This window comes from Metaclostridioides mangenotii, from assembly GCF_017873185.1.
In the GTDB taxonomy this organism is placed as follows: domain Bacteria; phylum Bacillota; class Clostridia; order Peptostreptococcales; family Peptostreptococcaceae; genus Metaclostridioides; species Metaclostridioides mangenotii.
In genome coordinates this window covers 102,225-127,886 of record NZ_JAGGJX010000002.1, presented here as the reverse complement: position 1 = coordinate 127,886, position 25,662 = coordinate 102,225, and the positions used below count along the sequence as shown (strand labels likewise).

The window sequence follows — 25,662 nt, the reverse complement described above, 5'->3', positions numbered from 1 at the left end:
ATTTATTTTCGCTTCTGTTCGCCATTCGAATCTACTGTGTAATTATCTTTATATATAACATTTGACACGTTATCTATTTTATATCCATCTCTTTCAAGTGTAGTAAGAATTGTATCCAAATAGTTTTCTACTCCTTCAACATCGGCGTGAAAAAGTATAATAGATCCAGGTCTAACATCCTTTACAACTTTTTCAATTACATGATTTGCGCCTATTTCCTTCCAGTCTGTTGAATCCAAATCCCATTTTACTACTTTATATCCAAGTTCTTCACATACTTTTAAAGACTTAGAATCTGTATCTCCATAAGGTGGTCTAAAAAGCATTGTGTCTACACCAGTTACTTCTTTTATTTTTGTTCTAGTAGTTTCTAATTCATTTTCAATGTCTTTTTTTGAAATCTCTTTAATATTTGCATGTGTATTCGAATGGCTACCTAACTCATGACCGTTTGCAGATATTTTTTTTGTGTACTCCTTATTGTCATCTATCCAGCTTCCAACTAAGAAGAATGTTGCTTTTACATTGTGCTTTTCCAAAATATCCATTATTTTATCTATATTATCAGTACCCCATGCAACATCAAAAGTAATGGCAATTTTTTTTTCATTAGTATCAACTCTATAAATCGCCATTTTAGAATTATCATTTACATCATTAAAGTATTTAATACCATAAGAAAAAGAAAAAACTAATCCAATAAGTATACAAAAGTATACTACACTATTTATCAATACTTTGGTCCTTCTAAAATTTGATCTCATATAATCCCTCCATTAAAAATACCGTATATTTAAACTTATTTTTTAAATGCACAAAAAATTACTGTTAATTCATATAACCTATTTAATTAATATTAAAATTTAAATTAATAGGTTATATGACTTTAATTTTTAATTTTTTTTACATTATTACCTATCTTTCTCAGTATATATTGCATTTCATTTGGACAAATTACTATTAACATCACATTGATAAAAAAGTTGTCAGGCACCATCGTAAAAAGTATGTTCTTGGACAATTTAAGCATGCATTTCATACAACATCGTTTACAAGCTTGATATCTCTTTTATAAAAGTGTTGTTGACATCAATTAAGGAGGATAATTACTATGACAAATTCAAGTTCAAACAACAGAACAGTTGTACCTGAAGCCAAAGCTGCTTTAAACCAAATGAAATTGGAAATAGCTAATGAATTAGGTTTATCTAACTACGATAATATAGATAAAGGTAATTTACCATCTAGAGTGAATGGATATGTTGGTGGATATATGACTAAGAGATTAGTTGAAATGGGTGAAAAACAATTGGCTGAAAATAACTGGAATAAGTAGTAATTTTGACATCCAGGAAAAATAGGGTACCTTTTAGGTACCCTATTTTTTATCTTTAACAAACATTATGAATTATCATTAAAATGTACTTTCAATTTTTCACTTTTTAGTTTAATATAATAATAGATTGTAAAATAGTTTTGGAGGATGATAAGTATGTTTGAAAACTCATCTGAGGAATTAGCATACCACAAGCTTTTAGTTTTATATATTTTAAGGAAAATTAAAACTGATTTGACTAACTCTCAAATAACACAAGTTGTTCTTGAGACAGAAATGATAAATTATTTTTCACTTCAACAGATGCTATCTCAACTGATGGATTCAAAACTTTTAAAGATCCACAAAAAAAACGACAGAGAGTACTACACGCTTACTCAAAAAGGGTTAGAAACTCTTGAGTGTTTTTCTACAAGGATACCTGAAAACGTAACTGAAAAAGTTGACCATTATATAGATGTAAACGGTGAAAGTCTTTTAAATGAAACCCAGGTGAAATCGAGCTTTGTAAAACAAAGTGAAAACGAATTTATCGTAAATCTAAGAGTTATAGAAAATCAATCGAATTTAATAGATTTAAATTTAAATGTTTCGTCTCAGAAACAGGCAAATCTAATTTGTAACAATTGGAAAAACAATGCTTCTTACATGTACGCTCAGGTAATTGACTTACTTGTTCGTGATACAAATGAGCCTACAGACACAATATAGCTGTAGGCTCTTTGCCTACTTTAATAGTCTTTAGTAAACTGTGATTATGGGTTTCGTATACATTAATACAGTTTCTATTCGTATCCGACACCAAAAGAATTTCTTCATCTTCCGGTATTGCAAGACCTTGAGGAACTCCGTTCACGCCTATATCGTCAATTTGTTCTCTAGTTTTATAATCAAATATTTTTACACATCCATATCCTAAATCTGTTATATATATCTTATCTCTACTATAATTAAACCTAACTTCTACAGGCAATAGGAAATTATCCATTACTTCTTTAATCTGTAGATTAATTTTATTAAATATCACAACTTTTCCATCAAGAGTTGGAACATACATATCTCCATTTAAATGATCTAACCTCAAATGCCACAGTTTATAATTTACAGTTACACTTTTTTCTACATATTTATCTATCATATCTATACATGAGATGGAGTCATTAGATGGAACATACAACTTCTTATCTCTTTTACTAAAATCAAATCCATGTGGCATCTCACCAACTTTTATAACAGCCACAGGTTCAAGTGTCGATCTGTTTAATACATAAATGCTGTCTGAATCTCCATTGGATATAAATATATCGTCATCATTTAGCAAAATTTGATTTAAGCTTCCTCCTATCGATGCACTCTCAACAACTTTCCCACTCGATAAATCTAAAACGTACAGTACTCCATCAGTAAGACTTGGCACATAGATATAGTCTTTATCTTTATCAATGCAAAAATGATGAGGGTAAATATTTTCGTCAAGGAGAATCTCTCTTTCTAATTCTAGTGTTTTTCTGTCTATTACACTTATGCTCTTTGACAAATAATTAGAAATATAAATTTTCAAGTTAAACCTCCTCTCACAACCCCTAAATTATATATACATACTTAAATAAATATGATATCAAAGGCAATAATGTTATCAATTAATTTAATTTGCAATAATATAATTAAGTTGGTATCATGTTAATATCAATATATAAAAATATCATAGAATTGGAGACTTAATAATGAAAATAGTTTTTAAACCATCTGGAGTATGTTGCAGAGAAATGAGTTTTGAAGTGGATGAAGACAATATAATTACAAGCGCTGAATTTATCGGCGGATGTAGTGGAAATTTATCAGGACTAAAGAGCCTAATAATTGGACAAGACGCAAAAGATGTAGCTACTAAACTTGAAGGAATTCACTGTGGTGATAAATCGACTTCATGTCCAGACCAGCTATCAAAAGCAATAAATCAGTCACTTTAATATTAAAGTGACTGTTTTTTTATTTTTACTGTATAATTTTTATTTAACTTTATACTTATCTTACTTATCTGTAATTGCCTGTACTTCTAGGCATTAATTTTCTTCTTTTATTATTGTTCTAATCGAACCTATCATATATAATGATCCTGCTGCAATTATTACATCGTCTTCATTTGATTTACCAATAGCGTATTCTACAGCGTTATTTATATTTTCAATTGCAACAACATCTTCTACATATTTAGAAATCTTTTCTTTTAGTAATTCCGTTTCCATAGATCTATCACTTACAGGATATGTAGCTACTACCTTTTTAAAATATGGAGTTAATACTTCTAAGACACTGTCCACGTCTTTGTCCTTCAACATCCCTATAATCAAAATACCTTTTTTACCCGAAAAGTTCTTTTCTAACACTTTAGCCAAGGACTTTGCTCCATCTAAATTGTGAGCTCCATCTATTATAAATAGAGGTTTTTCTTTTATAACTTCAATTCTACCTGGCCACTCTGTTTTAAGTAGCCCGCTTTTTATATTGTCTATGCTTATATTAATTTTATGATTTTTATTTAAGTACTCTATTGTATTTATAGCAAGTATTGAATTTTTGATCTGATGCTCTCCAATAAGGGCTATCTCTATATTTTCATACTTAGAATCAGAGCTAGTATAGTTAAATACTTGTGATTTTACATCGCTTTTAACAACTTCTATGGATCCAAACTCAACACCTATAAACTCTGCATTTTTTTGTTTACAAATATCTTTAATTACTTCTTCCGCTTCTCTTTTTTGTCCGTAAACAATGGCCGCACCATTTTCTTTGATTATACCGGCTTTTTCGTATGCTATTTTTGGGATTGTATCACCTAATACCCCAATATGATCTAAGCTTATCGATGTTATTACACTAACTAATGAACTGTTTATTACATTAGTTGCATCATATCTACCGCCTAGTCCAACTTCCAGTACTACATAATCTACTTTACAATAATTATAATAATAAAATGCCATAGCTGTGACTATTTCAAACTCTGTAGGACTTGAATAGCCTTCTTTTAACATAATAGAAATCTTTTCATCTATTAGTTGTACTATTCTTGCAACCTCGTCTCTCGGTATTTCCTTTTTATCTACTCTTATTCTTTCAGTAAAGTTTTCTAAATAAGGAGATGTGTAAAGACCTACACTGTAACCTCCATCTATTAGTATGTTGGATATAAATGAACAGACTGATCCCTTTCCATTTGTCCCAGCTACGTGAATTATATTTAAATTTTCTTGAGGGTTTCCTAGCAACTCTAACAACTTAGTTATAGTTTCTAGACCTAATTTCATTCCGAACCTATTAGTATTCGAAATATACTTTAATGCTTCATCATAATTCATTTTATTTCCTCCACTTTAACCATTAACCTTTTATATACGTCTCAACAAGCTCTGTAATAGAATATATTGATAATAAATCGTGTCTTGTTATATTCATAAAATCAAACTCAATACCGAAACATTCTTCAAACCTTCTCAATAAGTAATAACAATTGTTTCTGTTTAAACCAATATATTTATTGAACAAACTACATTCATAAATAAAATTATCTTCTTTTGGTATATTTAAAAACTCTTTGATAATACCTACAACAGTTAAAAATAATTGATTATCATTTTTGTATAGGCCAACTTTAAAATCCGGGTTCCTTTGGGCCTCTTTTAAATCACTGCTAGTCCAATTATTTTTCTTAGATAGAATTTCAAGCTTTTTATTTAAACTCTCAAACGATAACATTGGATTTTCGTATAATAGCCTTGCAACTTTACCTGTTAACATTGCAGCTGCATAGCTATTGCAACGGTCAGATAGAGTATAGTTATTATCTGTATTGCAAACCATCCTTGCGTTTGAATCTATCACACACTGTATATTTGCTTTTTCATTGTACCAAAAGATATCTTTTTTATTTAGTATACTACCCTTTACGCCTATAACACCTGAAAAAACAGCTGGATAACTTTCATTAGCTGTATTATCTGTAGGACATATAATTATTTTATCCTTTTCATAAAGCTCACAACATATTTCATGTAGTCTTTTGATATCTTTGCCGTCTTTTACCGTAATATTCATAAGAACTATTCTTATATCGCTTTCTAATATGAGGCGCAATCCTTCCTCAATAAGCTCTAAATTTGAATTTCCAAACTTATCTAGTACCTTTACTGCAATTAACTCTACATTGTTAAGTTCTTTTTTAATTATAGATGCACATGCTGTTCCATGTCCATTCTCATCACCATAGCTATCTGTTTCAAACATATAGTTGTGGATACACTCATAACTTATTCCTGTAATCTTATTATCTTTTAAATAGTCGTGATACCTATAAATACCTGTATCTAAAATTGCTACTTTTACTCTATCATTCATATAAATAGACACCCCATCATTAAGATTTTTACTATTGATCTACACCCATCAAACTTTAATAATGCAGCTAAAAAATACGTAAACTTATAAAAAGAATTCGTCTACCCCTCTAATATATTTTTTAAATACAAAAACTTTAAAAAAGAATACAAACATACATATAAATCAAACATTACTCTTAATAAAAAATAGGATCTATTAAACTACCAAATAGCTATATATATCTACAATGTTGCCCCTAACGCTGAAGCTAGTTTAATCTTCAAATCCTTCAATCTGTGTTTACTAATTGGAATCAAATTATCTCCCAGTGTGATCGTATTGTTTTCGATTATATCAATCTTTATTAAATTAACAATATAACTAGTATGACATCGATAGAACTTCTTCTGATTTAGCATCTTCTCTATCTGTTTCATACTCATGCTATGTCTATAATCTCTATATTCAGTATGAATAACAACATCTCTTCTGTCAGTTTCAATAAACAGAATGTCATCTACAATAATTTTTGTTGACTCTTTTTTACTATTAAGCAGTAAATACTCGTCTTTTTTCTCGAGTAACATGTCAATACAAGGATTCAAATTATCTTTAAACTCTTCATAGCTTTGACATTTCATCAAATATCTATATGCGTTTACTTCGTATCCATACCTTGCGTAATCAGCAGAAGCAGTCATAAAAATTATTTCAACTTTTTTATCAAATTTTCTAATTTCTTTTGCAGTTTCAATACCATCCATCTTATTCATTTGAATATCTAACAATATAAGATCAGCATCTTTGGGATAATTATCTACTAATTTCTCACCTGAAGCGAATTCTATGATTTCATATTTAAGGTTTCTGTTTTTGAGAACACTATCTGTCAGATCTCTTACAACTTTCCTGGCTACGGCCTCATCATCGCAAATTAATACTGTTAACATCATTAATCACCCCAATTGTCAATTACTATACTTCAATCAACATGATAAGTTCTATTTAAATAGATTTTAACATATATTGACAATTATATCACTCATTATATGCGCTTATTTCAATATATTCAGACTATGTAAAATTCAACTACCATAAAAATTTCATTTTTCAAAAGCTTGTAATTACACGAGTTTTTAGGCTATATTAAAAGGAAATAGACGTACCAAATATAATTTGATACGTCTATTGAAACCATAAGCTGTCTTTTTACATAAGATAAATTAATTAGTTTTTCTCCTGTAAATTTACAAGTCTTTCTTCTACTGATTTAAGCATTTCCTCAAACTTATCTTTTTTAGCCTTTTCTTCATCTACTAAGCTTTGAGGTGCTTTAGCTAAAAATCCTTGGTTTGAAAGCTTTCCATTTACTCTCTTTATCTCTTTTTCTATATTATCTTTTTCTTTTGAAAGTCTTTCTATTTCTTTTTCGAAGTCTACAAGTTCTGCAAGAGGTATAAATATTTCTCCTCCATCGTTAACAATACTTACAGCATCTTCTGGTATTCCAGATTTGTCTCCTGTTATTTCTACCGCAGAAGCAGAAGCCAAAGTAGTAAAATAATCCTTTCCTAGTTCAAAAGCTTCTTTTGCATCTTCATTAGGAACTATAATAACTTTAGCTTTCTTAGATGGCGGAACATTCATTTCTGATCTAACGTTTCTTATACTTCTAATTCCACTCATTATAGTTTCCATCATGTCTTCTTCTTTTGCCATGCAATCTTCTTCAATGTATTTAGGCCAATCCGCTACAATAATAAATCCTTCTGAATTAGGTATATGAGTGTATATTTCTTCTGTAATAAATGGCATATACGGATGAAGTAATTTTAATACTTTCTCTAAAACATAAGTTAATGTATAAAGAGCTGATTTTTTAGCTTCTATATCTTCTCCATAAAGTCTCGGTTTAACAATCTCTATATACCAATCACAGTACTCTGACCATGTGAAATCCGAAATTTTTTGTAGAGCTATTCCTAGATCAAATTTATCCATATTTTGAGTAGCTTCTTTAACTAAGTTGTTAGCTCTAGATATTATCCACTTATCTCCTAGAGTTAAACTGTCTTTAACATCTTCTCTAGTTATATTTTTAAATTCATCGCCTTCTATATTCATAAATACAAATCTAGATGCGTTCCATAGCTTATTTGCGAAATTTCTAGCATATTCTACTCTTTCCATGTAGAATCTCATATCATTTCCCGGGGAATTTCCTGTTATTAATGTATATCTTAGCGCATCCGAACCGAATTCACCGATTATATCAAGTGGATTTATACCATTTCCTAGAGATTTACTCATTTTTCTTCCTTGTGAGTCTCTTACAAGCCCGTGAACTAATACATGATCGAATGGCTTTTCATTCATACAGAACATACCTGCAAATGCCATTCTTACTACCCAGAAGAAAATTATATCGTAACCTGTTACAAGTACACTTGTTGGATAGTAGTAATCTAATTCTTCAGTTTTATCAGGCCATCCAAGAGTAGAGAAAGGCCAAAGTGCAGAACTAAACCATGTATCAAGAACATCTTCATCTTGTTTTAAATCAGCGCTTCCACACTTACTACATTTCTCAGGTGCAGAATTAGCTACTATTATCTCTCCGCAATCTTGACAGTAATACGCGGGTATTTGATGTCCCCACCATAACTGACGAGAAATACACCAGTCTCTTATATTCTCAAGCCACTGTAGATAAGTCTTGTCAAACTTGTCTGGTACAAATTGAAGATCTTTATTATTTAATATATCTATAGCTGGTTTAGCAAGCTCATCCATCTTAACGAACCATTGCTCAGATAATCTTGGCTCTACTACAGTATGACATCTATAACATGTACCAACATTGTGGTCGTGCTCTTTTATTTTTATTAAGTATCCAGCATCTTCAAGATCCTTAACTATGGCTTTTCTACATTCAAATCTATCCATGCCTTCGTATTTTCCACAAAGTTCATTCATAGTTCCATCTTCATTCATTACATTTATCTGCTCTAGGCCATTTCTTTGCCCAACCTCAAAGTCGTTAGGATCATGCGCAGGAGTCATCTTAACTACACCAGTTCCAAACTCTAAGTCAACATAATCATCCGCTACAATCTTTAATTCACGCCCTACTAGCGGTAGTATTGCGGTCTTTCCGATATATTTTTTATATCTTTCATCTTCAGGATTTACTGCTATTCCAGAGTCACCTAAAATAGTTTCTGGTCTTGTAGTCGCTATTTCTAAGAAATCATCGCTATCCTTAAGATGATATTTTATGTGATAGAAGTTTCCATCTTGATCTTCATATTCAACCTCGGCGTCAGATAGTGTAGTCTTACAATCTGTACACCAGTTAATTATTCTATTTCCTCTGTATATTTGACCTTTTTCATAAAGTTTTACGAAGAATTCAGTAACAGATTTATTACATCCTTCATCCATTGTAAATCTCTCTCTATCCCAGTCACATGAATTTCCAAGTTGCTCAAGTTGATTTACTATTTTTCTACCGAATTCATTTCTCCAGTCCCAAGCTCTGCTTAAAAACTCTTTTCTTCCAAGTTCGTACTTAGTTTTTCCCTCTTCTGCTTTGATTCTCTCAACAACCTTAACTTCAGTCGCTATAGACGCATGATCAGTCCCTGGTATCCAAAGTGCTTCAAACCCATCCATACGCTTCCATCTGATAAGTATATCTTGAAGAGTGTTGTCTAGTGCATGCCCCATGTGTAACTGTCCAGTTATATTTGGTGGCGGCATAACTATTGTAAAAGGCTTCTTATCAGGATTTGGTGAACTCTTAAAGTATCCTTTATCCATCCACGTCTTATACAGTCTTGATTCAAAATCTTTTGGATTGTACGTTTTTGCCATATTGATTTCTTTCATAAATTTTACCTCCTATTGTATTAATTTTCGAGAAATAAAAAAGAGCTTTAAGTCCAACAAAGGACGAAAAGCTCGCGTTACCACCTTAATTCCAAAGCATATTATATACTTTGGCTCTCAAATGAATTTAACGGTTCAACCCGTCTAAACCTACTACTATTTCAGTTTAGAAACTCCGAAGCTACCTTCAGTAAATCTGTACCTAGGAAATCTTTCAGCCGGTGAATTTCCCTCTCTTAAAGCAGTTTTTACTTACTCCTCTTCATCATAGTATTTAATGTAATTACTATTATACAACTATTATTCGTTTTGTCAATTACTTTTTGTTTATTTTCAGAATTTTCTAAATCAGTTATTATAAGTAATATATTTTTGTATAGGCTATCTTTAGTTTATCTTATAGACCTTATACTCAATTTAAAAATTACTGCAAATTCTCTCTCCAGTAGTTTTTAGGAATTTCATTTTCACTTATAGGAAGAATTGTGTAATCTCTCTTTTTTAAAATTTCTATGATACTGCTTAGAGCTTTTACGCTCTGCTTTTTTTCATGTATGAGAACTACAAGTTCATCCCTATCTCTGCCATAATAAAGTACATTGCTGACTATCTGATCCTCACTGGATTTCCAATCAAGTGTATCTAAATTCCAGTCCCAAATCAAGTATCCATTGGCAACTAGCTTTTTATAAGAACTCTCTGGCATATACGGCTTACTTCCATACGGCAACCTTATTAAATTAGATGTTTGACCACTTATTTCTTTCATAGTATTTTTACAAGTTTCAAATTCATCTAAAGTTGCCTGAGGTGTCTTATAAAGCATTTTTACATCGTGCGATACACTGTGAAATCCTAAACTATTGCCCTCATTTACTATCCTTTTGACTTCTTTTTTATAGTTTTTCATATTTCTATCGATGAGAAAGAAAGTAGCCTTGACATCATTTTCATTTAGTATATCCAATAACTCATTAGTAAATTTACTAGGACCATCATCTATTGTTATGTAAGCCACTTTTTTTGGAGTAGCTCCAGGTCCTTTATTTTTTTCTTGGGAAGTATCGTACATTATCTCACTCAGGGTCTTCTTTTGTAAAATTAGGTCAACATCTTTTTTATCGAGCTCAACTGCTGTTGAAGTCTGTACACTTTTATCACCTTGCTTAGTGACTGCTCTTACACCAATAAAACTAATAAAAACAGCTAGACCAATAATCAAACTAATAATCGTCTTCTTGTTTTTTAAATTCATCCCCCAAATCTCCCTCTACTACATACATTAGAACAGCTTAAAATAATGCCTTTTTTAATATTCTATTGTAAATGCACAAGGTTTATAACTATATTCGAACTATTTTTTATTTTCAAAGTCTCTACTAAATATATTTTTGACTTGTTCTTCTTCTTTTTCACCTAAAGACTCTAACCTTTTTATACCAAGCGATGTTAAGAATTGAAGTACATTAACGTTATCAAATGGCGTTTCCATATTTGTAGCATCACAGTAGTCGTTTACATTTTGAGTCCCTTCTTCTACACTAAGAATCCTTTTCGGACCTCCAACACATCCTCCTACGCATCCCATTCCTTCTATAAATGTAGCTTCAAGCTCTTTATTAATTACTTTCTTCATGCCCTCTTTACAGTTTTTAGCTCCATCAAATGAAGTAGCCACAAATGGTATATCTTTATTCAGTCTCTTAACCGAGGACTCTACTGCTTTACTTACTCCACCAGTTCTAGCATATACTCTACCAGCCGCTGAAGCTTCAGTTCTCTCTTCATCTTCTAGTTCTTCAGGCTTTATCTCAAGGGCGTCAAAGATTTCTTCCAATTCTTTAAATGTTAAAACGAAATCAACTGCGTCTTTAATATCATCTAAAATAGCCTCTTTTTTCTTCGCAATACAAGGTCCTATAAATACTACTTTTGCGTCTGGATCTAAAAATTTGATTGCCCTTCCACAAGCCACCATCGGTGACACAGACGGAGATACATTTTCTATTATCTCAGGAAAACTGTGTTGTATTAGGCTGACCCAAATTGGACAACAGCAACTTGTTATAAAGTACCCACTTTCTTTATTTTCTATATGGTGTTGATATTCATAGGCCTCTTTGGCAGTCAACATGTCAGCGGCCAGAGATACCTCTACCATATCCTTGAATCCCATCTCTTTTAAAGCCGATCTCAATTTTCCCGGAGTAGCTTCGTTGCCGAATTGTCCTACAAATGCAGGTGCAACTATAGCGTACACAGGTTTATTATCATCCTTGAGCAGATCAATCATAGGAACAAATTGTATTTTGTCCGATATAGCTCCTAACTTACATGCAGATATACAGTCTCCACACGTGCTGCAAGAGGATTCTTCATGGTGACTCATATGTTTATCCCTAACCGTGCACGATTCATCTTCTCCATTGTTTTGATCGCAGTATTTACACGCATCTTTTATTACCGAAACTATTGGTTCCTTAATTTCTCCTAAGTCTTTTGCCTCTTGTAGTATATCTTTTATAGTTTTAGGTGAATCATCAGCCGCCTCTAAGCCCATTACTATTCTTATTAGATTTACTATAGTCTGTTTATCAAACTTTTCTTCATAAGTGCTGTCTTCATTTAAAATTCTATCTGGTATCTTATCTATATCGTCAGTCTTATCGTACCATATGGACTTTACTAGCTCATTGAAGATCATCATCTTATACTTGTCGAGTATTTTTACTTCGCTTTCTACATTATTCATAAACTTCCTCCTTGGTTTTGAGCAATTTATTCTATTTATCACATAGTTATATTAAAACAAAAAAAGTATTTCCTGGATTTATACTCAATATAAGTATAATGTTTCCGGAAATACCCTAATTTATTTACATATTTTATAAATCTTCCTCTAAAGTTATAGAAGTGTTCAATTTATTTAAAAATTCGATCTCACACAGTATTTTCATAAGGTGATAATTGAATACCGGACTTTTTTCCTCGTCAATGGTCCAGTCAAGTTTTTCTACGCCAAAAGTGTCCTTCAAACAATTATATGTCTCTTCTTTCAAGTACAGTTTATCTTCAAGCAAACATATTGACTGCATATGAAAGTAAATTTCTCTACATGTATTTATAGTTTTTTCTAATATATCCACATTAGCTTGACTTAAACTATAGTCTACTTCATCCAAATACTTTGAGTAAATGCTCTCTAATCTTCTAATTACCTCTTTTATCTCAGACGCATCCTTTTCTTCTTTATCGACTATTCTATTCTTAACCCATTCAAGAGTCATATTTTCAATCATCTTAAATTTATCTAATGTATTATCAAAATAATTTGGTCTGGCAAGTACGTAATTTACAACGACACCAAATACTACTCCAACAGATGTATCCAAAACCCTGTGGATAGAATAATATACTGGGTCGCTTGTTCCAACTCCTAGATGTATTGCTAAAAATGTAACACATCCTACTACAATAGTATTTGCCTTTAAGAGATTACAGATATATATTGTAATTATTATACCAATACTACATAAAAACGGATCTCCCGGCTTTATAAGAGCAAATAAAAATCCAATAATACCGCCCAATATAGTCCCCGCAACTCTATTAAATCCAGATTTAAGAGACCCTTTTACAGTATCTTGAACCGAAATAATACATGCAACTGCTGAAAAAAATAAATTTTCTGCTACAAATTTCCCAAGTAACATACAGAAGAATACAGCTATCCCAGTCTTTATAGTTCTCATTCCCAATTTTGGTATTCTCAAAACAATAACCTCCAAAAAGATATTAATTTAAATAATGTCCTTTTTAATACCTTTTTATTAGTATAACACATAACGTTATTTTTTTCATTTTCCAGAAACATATACAAAACTTTCAAAATAAATAAAAAAAGAGATAAGGTTAACCTATCTCAACCATATCTCCATCTACTGCATATATAATTTGTTCGCATACATTCGTTATGTGATCGCCTATTCTCTCTAAATATCTACCTATAAATAGAAGTTTAACTCCTTGATCTATAGTCTCAGGTTTTCTGTGCATTATACCAAGTGAATCTCTTTTAACAAGGGTATATAAATGATCTACTTCATCATCCATATCACCAATACTATAAGCAAGCTTTGTGTCTAGATTTTCTAGTGAATGTCTCGTTTTAGCCAACATCTCTACGCATACTTCAGACATCTTAGGTATATCTATAAGGTCTTTTATATACGCTTCCTTTACGATTTCCAACATTTCTTTTGAAATATTTGCTGCATAATCACCTATTCTCTCAAGTTCTATCGCTATATTTGCAAATGCGTATATAATCCTAAGATCTCTAGCCATAGGTTGCTTTAAAACTATAAGCTCAATACTTTTATTTCTTATTTGTTCTCTTAACTCATTTATAATATCGTCGTCTTTTATAACTTCTTTTGCACCTTCTATATCTCTGTTTACCATACAAGTAACCGACTTATCTATCGCCACTTCACATTTTTCCATCATAGTGATGATGTACTCTTTTAAATTGTCTATGCTTACATCCAAACTATTAATTTTCATACTTAACTCTCCAATTATTTAATATAAAATTATTAACCAAATCTACCTGTTATATAATCTTCTGTACGCTTATCAGTAGGATTGGTAAACATAGTTTTAGTATCTCTAAATTCTATTATCTCTCCATTTAAGAAAAACGCTGTCTCATCAGATATACGAGCTGCTTGCTGCATATTATGAGTAACTATAACTATTGTATACTGTCCTTTTAAACTTGCTATAAGCTCTTCTACCTTAGCTGTAGAAATTGGATCTAATGCAGAAGTCGGTTCATCCATTAGTATAACTTTTGGTTTCATCGCCATAGTTCTAGCTATACATATACGTTGTTGCTGACCTCCTGATAGGCCTAAAGCTGATGATTTCAAACTATCTTTTACATCATCCCAAATAGCCGCTCCTTTTAAACTCTCTTCAACTATTTTATCTAATACTTTTTTGTCCTTTACCCCTTGTATACGAGGCCCATAAACTATATTATCATATATACTCATAGGAAACAAATTCGCCTTTTGAAATACCATACCTACCTTTGTTCTAAGATCTATAACATCTTGAGACTCGTAAATATCTTTTCCATCAATCACTATTTTTCCGTCTATTGTAACATTTTCAATAAGATCGTTCATTCTATTTAAGGTTCTTAAAAAAGTAGACTTTCCGCAACCTGATGGACCTATCAAAGCAGTTACTTTGTTTTCCTTTATGTCTATGCTTATATTCTTTAGAGCTTGTTTTTCTCCATAAAATAAATTTAAATCTTTAACACTAATTTTCATATTGTTGTCCAAATACATAGTTACACCTCTCGTTTAATAATTAGCTCTATTGAACTTTTTAACTACAAATTTTGTTAAAATGTTTAGTACAAAGACTAGAACTATTAAAACTATACCGACGCCGGTTGCTGCTGATATATCTCCACTTTCTTTTGTAAGCAGATATGAATGAACTGTCAAAGTTCTCGCACTGTCGAAAATTCCACCTGGCATATTTGCTACCGTACCTGCTGTTAAAAGCACTGCAGCAGACTCGCCTATTATTCTACCTACTGATAATATTATACCAGATAATATTCCCGGTATTGCACTAGGAAGTATAACTTTGTACAAAGTTTGAAATTTTGTCGCTCCAAGAGCTAAAGACCCCTCTTTATACACTTGCGGTACTGTCTTTAGAGCTTCTTCAGTAGTACGAATTATAACTGGAAGTATAATTATAGATAATGTAAGTGATCCAGCTAGTATCGAGTATCCGATACCTAGAGTAACTACAAAGAATATTCCCCCAAACAATCCGTATATTATAGATGGAATACCTGCTAATGCCTCTGTTGCAAATCTAACTATTGTAACTAGCTTGCCTTGTTTTGCATACTCTTGTAAATATATGGCACTTAGTATGCCTAGAGGTGTTGCTATTAAAATAGATACAGCTACAGTGTAAAGTGTTGTTATAATCATAGGAAGAATTCCACCAGCTCCACTTGAAGAGTATCCACTAGTCAAGAACTGCAAGTCTAACTTCGACATACCTTTTATAAAAATAAAACCAACTATTGACACTAAACATGCGATTGTAAAAAACACTGATAAAAATATTAACGCTTTTAGTAAGTTTTCTTTAAACTTTCTCATTTATTTAACCACCTTGTTGGAAATTTTATTTAATATAAGATTTAACATTAATATGAATACAAATAACACTACACCTGCTGCAAATAACATGTCTTGATGAGTTCCATACGCATAACCCATTTCAAGAGCGATGTTTGTAGTAAGAGGTCTTACACTGTCTAGTAAGGATGTTGGCAGTATAGTTGAATTTCCCGCAACTAATATTATAGCCATTGTCTCTCCCAAAGCTCTTCCTAATCCTAAAACTATAGCAGATAATATTCCCGATTTAGCTGCAGGTATAACTACCTTAAACACTGTTTCGATCTTAGATGCACCAAGTGCAAGCGAACCTTCTTTATATACTTTAGGCACCGCTCTTATAGCCGTTTCTGATACAGATACTATTGTAGGTAATACCATGATTGAAAGCACCACTATAACCGCCAATAAAGTTTGTCCCTTTGGCGCATTGAATACACTTTGAATAACTGGCACAATTACTACAACTCCAAATATACCGTATAGAACTGATGGTATACCTGCTAAAAGCTCAACTGCTGGTGAAATTATCTTAGCTACTTTTTTAGGTGCTAATTCTGCGATATACACTGCTGTAAGAACTCCTATTGGAACTCCTATAAAAAGAGCTCCTAAAGTACCGACTATTGATGCAACTATCATCGGTGAAATTCCGAAAACACCTATCGAAGGCACCCACTCATTTCCAAATAAAAATTCTGTAAACGAGTAATGTTCAAATATAAATGGCTTTAACCCTTTGTAAAATACAAAGCCTATTATTATAAATAAGCACGCTACACCTAAGAGTGCACTGATCATAAATACATGCTCAGCGATTTCATCAGTCAAATACTTCAACTTATTCTTGTTTGGTGATTTACTTACGCTTTTTTTTTCAAATTTAACATTTCCTGATTTTGCCAACATTTATATCCTCCTTTACAAACACCTACTATATTTAAGAAGCTATAATACTCTGCTTGTTTAAGTTTATTTTTTGTATGTATTATCTATCTTTATTTTATATTTTTAAAGTTAAATTGATGTTATAGAGAAGTTAAGCATCCGTAAAGTTCGTTAAGGTTTATAAGTCGCTCCTCCAAATATCGAATGATAATGTAGGCATTTGTTAAAATATTTCGCCTAAATTTACTTTTCGATCGCAAACAAGGCCGCTATCTCACTTGAAATAACAGCCTTAATTAACAATATCTATAGTATAGATTACCCAAATCAAGCTTCAATTAATCCTCTATTAAATAATTTTCAAAAAAATATTTAACTACTATTTTATACTTACAAATCCATGTTTTTCGACTACTTTCTGACCATCTTCACCAAGTATATAGTCTATAAATTTCTGACCTTCTTCTGTAAGCTTTTCATCTTTGTATATAAGTAGAAATGGTCTAGATATAGCATATTTATGTGTTTTTACATTTTCATTACTAGGGACAACTCCATCAATTGATACGCTCTTAACAGACTTGTCCACATATCCCAGTGAGATATACCCAATTGCATTTTTATTGTTTGATACTGTCGTCTTGATATTTCCAGAACCATCACTTATAAGTGCACTTTTAATAAGTTCTTCTGGGCCATATCCTACTATTGATTCAAATCCTTCTCTCGTTCCAGACCCATCTTCTCTAGAAACCACTACTATAGGTCTGTCGTGACCACCTAACTCTTTCCAGTTAGAAATTTTACCCGTAAATATATCTTTAACTTGCTCTTTAGTTAAATTGCTTACTTTGTTATCTCCATTTGTTATTATGGCAATTGCATCAAGGGCAATCTTTGTTTCCGATAAATCCGCTTTTTTCTCATCGCCTTTTAAATCTCTCGATGTCATACCTATCTCAGATGTTCCCTCAATAGTATTTTTTATTCCAGATGAAGAACCTATTTGCTGAACTTCTAAATCTATATCATTGCTCAATGTTTTTTTGTACTCTTCTACTAGAGGTTCCATTACAGCCCCTACAGATGTAGACCCAGATATTGTCACTTTTTGTCTTTCTCCTCTATTATTGTCTTTACTACATCCGACAAATAAAACTCCTGCCAATAGCACTACAATCAAAAATAGTGCCTTTTTATATTTAAACATCGATGTTTTTCCTCCCATAAAAAAAGTTATTATATAAATAAAGCTATATTTACATAATAACTAATTTTTGTTAAGCCGATATTACATACTTGTTAAGAAAAAGTAAATACAGCCAATCCTATATTTTTTAAATTTTTATTATCCTTAAAATTATCTTTTAATACTTATAAATAAATTAAAAATAAATTTACACTATATTTTATAGTTCTTTCTCTAATTCATCTACTAAGCTCTTGAATACATTTATCGCTTCTTCTACTGATTCTTTTTTCTCCATATCAACTCCAGCACCTCTTAGCTGATTAAGTGGATAATCAGAACCTCCACTCTTCAAGAAGTTTATATATCTTTCTTTTGCAGCTTCTTCTCCAGTTAAAATCTGTTTGCTTAATGCACTTGCTGCTGAAAATCCTGTAGCGTATTTATACACGTAGAAGTTAGAGTAAAAATGTGGTATTCTAGCCCATTCTAATCCTATTAATTCATCTACTACTGATGATTTTGAATAGTACTTCTTGTTTAAATCGTAGTATATATTTGTAAATTCCTCTGCTGTAAGAGGTTCTTCTGCTTCTATCTTAGCATGTGTTATCTTCTCAAACTCAGCGAACATAGTCTGTCTATAAACTGTAGTTCTAAACTGTTCTAGATAATAGTTCAAAAGATATATTTTTTCTTCTTTTGAGTCTGATTTTTCTAGTAAATAATTGATTAAAAGCAACTCATTTAAAGTAGATGCTACCTCTGCTACAAATATCTTATAACTAGAATATATATAAGGTTGTGTAGATTTTGAATAATAACTATGAACTGAGTGACCAAGCTCATGTATCAATGTAAACAGTGAGTTTAGATCATCTTTATAGCTCATAAGTATATAAGGATGAGATCCGTAGCTACCCCAAGAGTATGCTCCACCTTTTTTACCCTCATTTTCATATACATCTATCCAGCCCTCTGAAAAAGCCTTTCTAATTACATTTAGATAGTCTTCCCCAAGTGGGGCTAAAGCGTTTAAAATTATGTCTTGAGCTTCTTCATACGGTATCTTTATATCGTATTTATCAGTAAGTGGAACGTACAGATCATACATATGTATTTCATCTAGTTCCAAGAATTTTTTCTTTAATTCAATATATTTATTTAGAGTAGGTAAACTTTCATCTATAGCTGAAATCAAGTTGTCATAAACCTCTACATTTATATCGTCTTCAAATAGAGATGCCTCTATCGCCGATTTGTGATTTCTAACTTTAGCATAAAATATTTCAGATTTTATAGCTCCGTAAAGAGTCGATGCAAAGGTGTTTTTATACATTCCATAAGTATTGAACTCTGCCTCAAAAGCATCCTTTCTAACTCTTTTATCCTTGCTCTTAATGTAAAGAGAGTAATTTGAATGCGATAATCTAACCTTTTCTCCATTTTCGTCTTCTATCTCTGGAAACTCCATGTCTGCATAAGCAAGCATATCGTATACATTTTCTGGAACTGATGATATTTCTGATGTTGCTGCCAAAAGCTCCTCTTCTCTCTCGCTAAGTGTATGAGGTTTATCTCTAAGCAAATCATCGACAAACTTTTTATAGAAAGAAACTTTTTCATCTTTTAAAAACTCATTTAGCACCTTTTCATCCATAGCTATTATTTCAGGTACTATATACGATGTTGCCATGCTTAGCTCAGCAGATAGCATTTCTGTTCTTGAAGCATCTCCTTGATATATATTGATTCTAGTATCTTCATGTTGCTTCATATGCGTGTAAACATATAAATTCTGAACTAATCTCGACGCATTCTCAAAAACGCTAAGTGCATTTAAAAAGTTTTCTTTATTTTCGCCTAATTTACCTCTATACTCTTTAACTTCATTTATATATTCTTTTACAGTCTTTATATCTTTATCAATGGCTTCTTTGCTCGAATACATTTTATCAAGTTGCCATTTAAATTTATCATCTATTTTACTTCTATCTGTTCCCAATACTAACACTCCTTTTATAATGTTATAAGACAGCTACAAGTATCGCTCCCTCTGATGTAAATGTTCCCATTATAGGTCCTATACTTGCGGTTAATATCTCTTTAAAATCATAATGATCTTCTATATACCTCTTTATTTTTGTTACTTTATCTGGGCAGTTTGAATGTGCAATTGTAACAGACTTACCAGTAACATCTCCGACGCTATTTTTCACATATTCGAATAACTTTTTAAGGCTGTTGACTTCCCCTCTTGCTTTGTCTATAGGCTTTACTAGACCTTCATCTATTTTAATCAAAACTTTGTAATTTAATACACTGATTATTTTTCCTGCAATAGGATTAACTCGACCGCCTTTAACAGCATTTTCTAAAGTATCTAAAACTCCATAGAATACGATATCCTTTTGCTGTCTTTCTATATCTTCAAGTATTTCATCCATACTTTTACCTTCTTCTATTAGTTTTGCACACTTTGAAATCATAAGTGCAACTCCTATAGATCCGCTTTTACTATCTACTACTTCAATTCTTTTTTCTGGATGTTCTTCTAGGTATAATTGTTTAGCTAGAACCGCATTGCTGTAAGTACTAGATAGTTTAGAAGTCAATGTTATTACTAATAGCTCTTCGTGATTTTCATTTTTGAAAAGTTCTATAAATCTTTCTGGTGAAGGGCTAGACGTCTTTGGTAATTCAGCACTTGACCTCATTTTTTCATAGAAAGTGACATCATCAATCTCTAATCCTCCAACGTAAGATTCATCTCCAAAAGAAACATTTATCCCTACTAAGTCCGGATTTGCTCTTTCTAATATTTCTTTTGGAAAGTCGCAAGATCCATCTGTCACAATCTTAATATCTTTTTTCAAACTCTACACCTCAGTCTCATTTGTAATATATTTATATTGTATTTTTATTATTTGATATACCTTATATTCTATACATTTTGGTCAAAATATTCCATCTTTATTTTTTGTATATTCTAAAATCTATTCGGAATACTCTATACCTATTATACCATCTAGGTTTGTAATTTCGTTAGTTATAAGTCCTAAAACTATTCTCCTATCATGAAGCACCGTTAACACAAGTTCCCAAGACTCGCTATTACAGCACTCTACATTGATATTTTTTACAACAATTTGCCCTTCTTCTAATTTTTTACATATAATAGAAAGCATTTTTAAATCATCAACTTTTATCCTCACAGTGTTTTTTTCATGTCTAAATAAAAATTCAGAACCAACTCTAAGTAAAAATAGAGTAATCACTATAGAAAGCCAACCTAATATAGATAGTGTATAATACCCACATCCAATAGCCAGCCCTAGACAGGCAGTTGCCCACATTCCTGCGGCAGTTGTAAGACCTTTGACCCCGCCCTTAGTCTTTAATATCGCTCCTGCACCTAAAAACCCTATCCCTGTCAAAACTTGACCTGGTATTCTAGAAGGATCACTGCTTGCATAATCAGCTACAAGTTGTATAGATACTATTGCAGATATACATGCCCCTAGGGCGATTAGTATATGGGTTCTAAATCCTGCAAACTGATGTATCTTCTCTCTTTCTAATCCTATTAGCCCTCCAAGGACTAAAGCTAACACTAATTTAGAAACTATTTCCAACGTATTCATATTGTGCCCCCCTTAGTTTTTATTCATATCTTATATAATTATCAATATTATATAAATATAGTCTAAAAGATCTAAAATTATTAATATTATATTAAATTAATAGCTTATTGTGATTTGGGTATAAAAAAAACCCACATGTGTGGGTTATTTGTTCAAGCTCATGTATTTATTTATAAGTGTGTCGATTTTTTTGCTTGACGCTACTAATTCTTCACTAAATATCTCTGGATATTCAATATATGTATTTATTTCATCTCTAACTGATTCAATCTCAGATCTTAATTCCTCTAATTTATTATTTTCCATAATGATCTCCAGTATTACAATTTTTGTATTTTTATATGTATATCTTATCAAAGAACATCATATTTTGTCAATATTCTATCAATAAAACTTGGGTATAATAGGCTAAATTTAAGGATTACTTTTATGTTTTATTCTATTATACGTGTACTTTAACAAATACAATTTTATATTAGTGTACAGTTTAAATTTAAACATATATTTTATTAAGAGATTTCTCTATTTTACCCTTAATATTTTCAGAAGATTCTTCATAAAAACAATAATAAATTACCCTATTTTCATTATAAAATTCGTTTTAAAAAATAATTTCAACCTCGCTTAATTGCTGGGTTTGTCTTGACTTTTTTGCATTTACTTGCTATAATATATTAAATGAAAATGAAAGTCATTAGGTGGTACTAATGAGGACTGTTCTGATTTTAAAAAGTCTCTCAAATCACCTATTATTAAATAAGTGATTGATAAAACATTAAAGGAGGTGTCGTTTATGACAGTTAAAGACTTAAAAGTTGGACAAAAAGGCACTATCAATAATATATATGGAAACGAAAAATTGGCTAAAAGGCTTCTTGCATTAGGGTGCATAAACAATACTGAAGTTGAAGTTAGAAAAATTGCTCCATTAGGAGATCCAATAGTAATTAGATTTAGAGGATTTGATCTAGCAATAAGAAAGGCAGATGCTAAAAATATTTCCTTACAACAATAAGGGGGCTTTAAATTGATTAATGTGGCATTATTAGGTAATCCAAACGTTGGTAAAACTACAGTTTTTAATTTGTTAACCGGATCTAACCAGTATGTGGGAAACTGGCCTGGTGTAACAATTGAAAGAAAAGAAGGTTTTATTGGAGATGACATCAAGGTTACTGATTTACCTGGAATCTATGCAATGGATACATTTTCAAATGAAGAAAAGGTATCTAAAGAATATTTAGAAGAAGGCGATGTAGATGTTATAGTAAACGTCGTCGACTCAACAAATTTATCGAGAAATTTATATTTGACAACGCAACTTATGAAGTACGACAAACCTATTGTTATATTTTTAAACATGTTAGATATCGCTAAGTCTAAAGGAATAACAATAGATGTAAAAAAACTTAGCCAAGAGCTAGGCGTCGAAGTTTTCCCACTGATTGACAAAGACAAGGCAGAGGTTGATAAAATATCTGCTAAGATAAAATCTATCTCAGGCGAGACATTTAAATACAAAACAAGCTTTGGAGATGAGACTCAGACATATAAAGAGATCGAAGATATTTTATCTTCATGTGTTGTCAAAGAGGATAACAAGAAAATATCTATAAGTGAGAGAATTGATAACATAGTATTAAATCCAATACTAGCTTACCCAATATTTATCGGTATTTTATATCTACTATTTAAATTTACATTTGACTGGGTAGGTGGACCCCTACAAGAGCTATCAGAATCACTTATTGGGCAGTTTATTGAAGCTCCGGTAACTAGTTTATTAGTGTCTTCAAGTCCATGGTTTAAATCACTTATCGTAGACGGTATCATAGGAGGTCTTGGAGGTACACTGCCTTTCTTCCCACTTATATTTACTTTATTCTTAGGTATTTCATTATTTGAAGACAGTGGCTATATGTCAAGAACTGCTTTTTTAATGGACAACATAATGAAAAAGGTAGGGCTTTCTGGTAAAGCATTTATACCAATGGTAATGGGAATGGGTTGTTCATCACCAGCTATAATGGCTACAAGAACACTAGAAAGTGAAAAAGATAGGAAAGTAACAGCTCTTATAGCACCACTAATGACATGCGGTGCTAAGCTTCCAATATATGCACTATTTGTAACAATATTTTTTAAAGAAAATGCAGCACTAGTAACAACATCTTTATACTTGCTTGGAATAGTTGTAGCAATACTAGTTGCACTTTTCTTAAACAATACCGTATATCAAGCGGAGGTAGAGCCTTTTATATTAGAGCTTCCAGAATATAAAGTTCCTAAATTAAAAGCACTATTTAAAAGCGCATGGAACAAATCTAAAGGCTTCTTAATAAAAGTTGTTACAATAATGTTTGCAATGTCCGTTGTTATTTGGGCACTATCTTCTTTTAATTTCAGCGGTTTTACGGAAGAAATAAACAACAGCTTCCTCGCATCAATAGGGAAAGTGATATCTCCTTTATTTAAGCCATTAGGATTTAAAGACTGGAAGATTTCAGTAGCTTTACTAACAGGACTCAGTGCAAAAGAAATTGTTGTAAATACCTTAAATATACTATACAGTAATATTTACACTACATTACCAGCCGTATTTACTGGTGTTACTGCGTACACATTCCTTGTATTTACAGCTTTATATACTCCATGTATCGCTGCACTTGCAACTATGAAAAAAGAATACGGCAACAAAATGATGTTCATATCATTTGCATACCAATTTATACTTGCATGGGTAGTTGCTTTCATGGTTAATATCATTGGAGGTGTAGTATTTATGAATGGTTCAATTGTCGAATTACTTGTCGCTGGTGTTATAGTAGCAGCAGCACTATTTATACTATATAGAAATTTAAAATCTACTAAATCAGGAAAAGGCGGATGTAGCGGATGCTCAGGCTGTCCATCAGCTTCACAAGGGTGCCCAAGCGAAAAAGCAAAGGCTAAAGACCAAGACTAATTATATTAAATACATTAAATAAAAAGAGTATCTCAAAGTAGGACCACCGCTTCGAGTTACTCTTTTTTATTTTTATGTTTTTTATTTGTAGTCTTTAATTTTTACATCAGAGCTTTACCAGAAAGATACTTTTCTATGTTCTTGTTTTTTAGCTTTTTATTTTTGCTTTTTCTACCCTGATCTGCCCTGCTGAAATCGCCATTCCGGGCGTAGATGGCAGTCAATACCATACCAATAGTTTTACCTTGAAGCGAACACAGGGCTACTCCCGAAAAGGCAATTTCAGCGGTAACTACCTACTTACTCATTTCGATAGATTTATCTACACTTGCTACTGTAGCTTTTATAACGGCTGATCTAAGCCCTTCTTCTTCAAGAACTTTAACGGCTTCAATTGAAGTTCCCGCTGGAGAGCAAACCATATCTTTTAAATCGCCTGGGTGTCTTCCAGTTTCAAGTACCATCTTAGCTGATCCTAATACTGATTGTGCTGCAAATTTGTAAGCTTGAGCTCTTGGCATACCTGCCATTACACCACCATCTGCCATTGCTTCTATAAACATAAATACTTGTGCTGGCGCTGATCCACCTACTCCGATAACTGCATCCATTAGAGACTCTGGTATTATTTCTGCTTGTCCAAAAGCCTCGAATAGCGCTTTTATCTCTACAAGCTCTTCATCTGTTACATTTTTATTTTTACATAATCCAGCCATTCCTTCACCAACTAGTGCTGGAGTATTTGGCATTGTTCTGATAACTTTTTTATCTGATCCTACTGCTCCCTCTAAAGATGCAATAGTTTTACCTGCTGCTATTGAAACAATTATTTTATTTGTATCTATGTAGTCTTTCACTTGTCCTAAAACTAATTCAACTACATTAGGCTTAAGCGCAATTATTATTACATCAGAATTCTTAACAACTTCTGCTGATTCTTTTGTAGTATTCACACCGTAATCAGCTTTTACTCTATCAAGAGCTGCCTGATTTAAGTCTGATATAGTTACATCATTTGGTTTTACTAATCCTGCATTAAGTACCCCACCTAATATTGCAGTTGCCATATTTCCTGAACCTATTATTCCTAGAGTTTTCATATTAAATTTCTCCTTTTAAATAATTATTGTAACAATTCAATAAGC

The 25,662-nt window shown here is 31.8% G+C and carries 24 protein-coding genes and 1 other annotated feature; of the genes, 5 read left to right on the top strand and 19 right to left on the bottom strand.

Annotated features, from left to right (window positions below):
• Nucleotides 1-2: 2 nt before the first annotated feature.
• The gene (locus J2Z43_RS06715) at nt 3-764 is read right to left on the bottom strand and encodes a polysaccharide deacetylase family protein (protein WP_209456478.1); all 762 of its coding nucleotides are present in this window, start codon (nt 762-764) and stop codon (nt 3-5) included.
• Between the two features lie 347 nt (nt 765-1,111).
• Here J2Z43_RS06715 and J2Z43_RS06710 point away from each other — a divergent pair, with 347 nt between their 5' ends.
• Together J2Z43_RS06710 and J2Z43_RS06705 are read left to right on the top strand one after the other, a co-directional pair.
• Complete coding sequence (locus J2Z43_RS06710) at nt 1,112-1,336, top strand: alpha/beta-type small acid-soluble spore protein (protein WP_027701095.1); 225 nt, start codon at nt 1,112-1,114, stop codon at nt 1,334-1,336.
• A 156-nt stretch (nt 1,337-1,492) separates the two neighbouring features.
• Nucleotides 1,493-2,047: a DUF4364 family protein gene (locus J2Z43_RS06705; RefSeq protein ID WP_209456477.1), complete on the top strand. Its 555-nt coding sequence runs from the start codon at nt 1,493-1,495 to the stop codon at nt 2,045-2,047.
• On the opposite strand, the gene J2Z43_RS06700 is transcribed toward J2Z43_RS06705, so the two are convergent.
• On the bottom strand, nt 2,031-2,897 hold the full coding sequence (locus J2Z43_RS06700; RefSeq protein ID WP_209456476.1) for a YncE family protein: 867 nt from the start codon (nt 2,895-2,897) through the stop codon (nt 2,031-2,033). The genes J2Z43_RS06705 and J2Z43_RS06700 overlap by 17 nt on opposite strands.
• Nucleotides 2,898-3,060: 163 nt before the next feature.
• Between J2Z43_RS06700 and J2Z43_RS06695 the strand changes: the two genes are divergently transcribed.
• Nucleotides 3,061-3,306, top strand: a complete 246-nt coding sequence (locus J2Z43_RS06695; protein WP_209456475.1) for a TIGR03905 family TSCPD domain-containing protein — start codon at nt 3,061-3,063, stop codon at nt 3,304-3,306.
• A gap of 93 nt (nt 3,307-3,399) precedes the next feature.
• On the opposite strand, the gene J2Z43_RS06690 is transcribed toward J2Z43_RS06695, so the two are convergent.
• The 16 genes from J2Z43_RS06690 to J2Z43_RS06615 all read right to left on the bottom strand — a co-directional run bounded on the left by J2Z43_RS06690 (nt 3,400) and on the right by J2Z43_RS06615 (nt 21,858).
• The gene (locus J2Z43_RS06690) at nt 3,400-4,698 is read right to left on the bottom strand and encodes a bifunctional folylpolyglutamate synthase/dihydrofolate synthase (RefSeq protein ID WP_209456474.1); all 1,299 of its coding nucleotides are present in this window, start codon (nt 4,696-4,698) and stop codon (nt 3,400-3,402) included.
• A gap of 22 nt (nt 4,699-4,720) precedes the next feature.
• The gene (locus tag J2Z43_RS06685; protein WP_209456473.1) at nt 4,721-5,734 is read right to left on the bottom strand and encodes a S8 family serine peptidase; all 1,014 of its coding nucleotides are present in this window, start codon (nt 5,732-5,734) and stop codon (nt 4,721-4,723) included.
• Nucleotides 5,735-5,958: 224 nt separating this feature from the next.
• A complete protein-coding gene (locus J2Z43_RS06680) occupies nt 5,959-6,669 on the bottom strand; it encodes a LytR/AlgR family response regulator transcription factor (RefSeq protein ID WP_234926127.1) in 711 nt (236 codons plus the stop codon).
• 274 nt (nt 6,670-6,943) lie between these two features.
• Complete coding sequence (locus J2Z43_RS06675) at nt 6,944-9,607, bottom strand: valine--tRNA ligase (RefSeq protein ID WP_209456472.1); 2,664 nt, start codon at nt 9,605-9,607, stop codon at nt 6,944-6,946.
• Between the two features lie 56 nt (nt 9,608-9,663).
• Nucleotides 9,664-9,885 (bottom strand) — a binding site (T-box leader).
• 146 nt (nt 9,886-10,031) lie between these two features.
• Nucleotides 10,032-10,862 (bottom strand): polysaccharide deacetylase family protein, encoded by an 831-nt coding sequence (locus J2Z43_RS06670; protein ID WP_209456471.1) that lies wholly within the window; start codon nt 10,860-10,862, stop codon nt 10,032-10,034.
• 99 nt (nt 10,863-10,961) lie between these two features.
• Nucleotides 10,962-12,359, bottom strand: coding sequence for a [Fe-Fe] hydrogenase large subunit C-terminal domain-containing protein (locus tag J2Z43_RS06665; protein ID WP_209456470.1), 1,398 nt, complete (start codon nt 12,357-12,359; stop codon nt 10,962-10,964).
• 133 nt (nt 12,360-12,492) lie between these two features.
• Complete coding sequence (locus tag J2Z43_RS06660; protein WP_209456469.1) at nt 12,493-13,380, bottom strand: FUSC family protein; 888 nt, start codon at nt 13,378-13,380, stop codon at nt 12,493-12,495.
• 139 nt (nt 13,381-13,519) lie between these two features.
• Entirely contained in the window at nt 13,520-14,173 is a 654-nt protein-coding gene (phoU, locus tag J2Z43_RS06655; RefSeq protein ID WP_209456468.1) for a phosphate signaling complex protein PhoU, read from the bottom strand.
• A 32-nt stretch (nt 14,174-14,205) separates the two neighbouring features.
• A complete protein-coding gene (gene pstB / locus J2Z43_RS06650; protein ID WP_024621654.1) occupies nt 14,206-14,970 on the bottom strand; it encodes a phosphate ABC transporter ATP-binding protein PstB in 765 nt (254 codons plus the stop codon).
• A gap of 15 nt (nt 14,971-14,985) precedes the next feature.
• Nucleotides 14,986-15,810, bottom strand: a complete 825-nt coding sequence (pstA, locus tag J2Z43_RS06645; RefSeq protein WP_209456467.1) for a phosphate ABC transporter permease PstA — start codon at nt 15,808-15,810, stop codon at nt 14,986-14,988.
• Nucleotides 15,811-16,740, bottom strand: coding sequence for a phosphate ABC transporter permease subunit PstC (gene pstC, locus J2Z43_RS06640; protein WP_209456466.1), 930 nt, complete (start codon nt 16,738-16,740; stop codon nt 15,811-15,813). It lies immediately after the preceding gene.
• A 358-nt stretch (nt 16,741-17,098) separates the two neighbouring features.
• The gene (locus J2Z43_RS06635) at nt 17,099-17,929 is read right to left on the bottom strand and encodes a phosphate ABC transporter substrate-binding protein (protein WP_209456465.1); all 831 of its coding nucleotides are present in this window, start codon (nt 17,927-17,929) and stop codon (nt 17,099-17,101) included.
• Between the two features lie 199 nt (nt 17,930-18,128).
• A complete protein-coding gene (pepF, locus tag J2Z43_RS06630) occupies nt 18,129-19,913 on the bottom strand; it encodes an oligoendopeptidase F (RefSeq protein WP_209456464.1) in 1,785 nt (594 codons plus the stop codon).
• Between the two features lie 22 nt (nt 19,914-19,935).
• The gene (locus tag J2Z43_RS06625) at nt 19,936-20,784 is read right to left on the bottom strand and encodes a DegV family protein (RefSeq protein ID WP_209456463.1); all 849 of its coding nucleotides are present in this window, start codon (nt 20,782-20,784) and stop codon (nt 19,936-19,938) included.
• A 120-nt stretch (nt 20,785-20,904) separates the two neighbouring features.
• Nucleotides 20,905-21,552 carry an MgtC/SapB family protein gene (locus J2Z43_RS06620; protein WP_209456462.1) on the bottom strand — a complete coding sequence of 216 codons (648 nt, stop codon included), beginning with the start codon at nt 21,550-21,552 and terminating at the stop codon, nt 20,905-20,907.
• Nucleotides 21,553-21,696: 144 nt separating this feature from the next.
• The gene (locus J2Z43_RS06615) at nt 21,697-21,858 is read right to left on the bottom strand and encodes an aspartyl-phosphate phosphatase Spo0E family protein (protein ID WP_077065792.1); all 162 of its coding nucleotides are present in this window, start codon (nt 21,856-21,858) and stop codon (nt 21,697-21,699) included.
• A 487-nt stretch (nt 21,859-22,345) separates the two neighbouring features.
• Between J2Z43_RS06615 and J2Z43_RS06610 the strand changes: the two genes are divergently transcribed.
• Both J2Z43_RS06610 and feoB read left to right on the top strand, forming a co-directional pair.
• The gene (locus J2Z43_RS06610) at nt 22,346-22,567 is read left to right on the top strand and encodes a FeoA family protein (protein ID WP_024622068.1); all 222 of its coding nucleotides are present in this window, start codon (nt 22,346-22,348) and stop codon (nt 22,565-22,567) included.
• 12 nt (nt 22,568-22,579) lie between these two features.
• On the top strand, nt 22,580-24,517 hold the full coding sequence (gene feoB, locus J2Z43_RS06605; RefSeq protein ID WP_209456461.1) for a ferrous iron transport protein B: 1,938 nt from the start codon (nt 22,580-22,582) through the stop codon (nt 24,515-24,517).
• A 296-nt stretch (nt 24,518-24,813) separates the two neighbouring features.
• Here the strand turns inward: feoB and proC are convergent, their stop codons facing one another.
• Nucleotides 24,814-25,617, bottom strand: a complete 804-nt coding sequence (gene proC / locus J2Z43_RS06600; RefSeq protein WP_209456460.1) for a pyrroline-5-carboxylate reductase — start codon at nt 25,615-25,617, stop codon at nt 24,814-24,816.
• Nucleotides 25,618-25,662 lie beyond the last annotated feature (45 nt).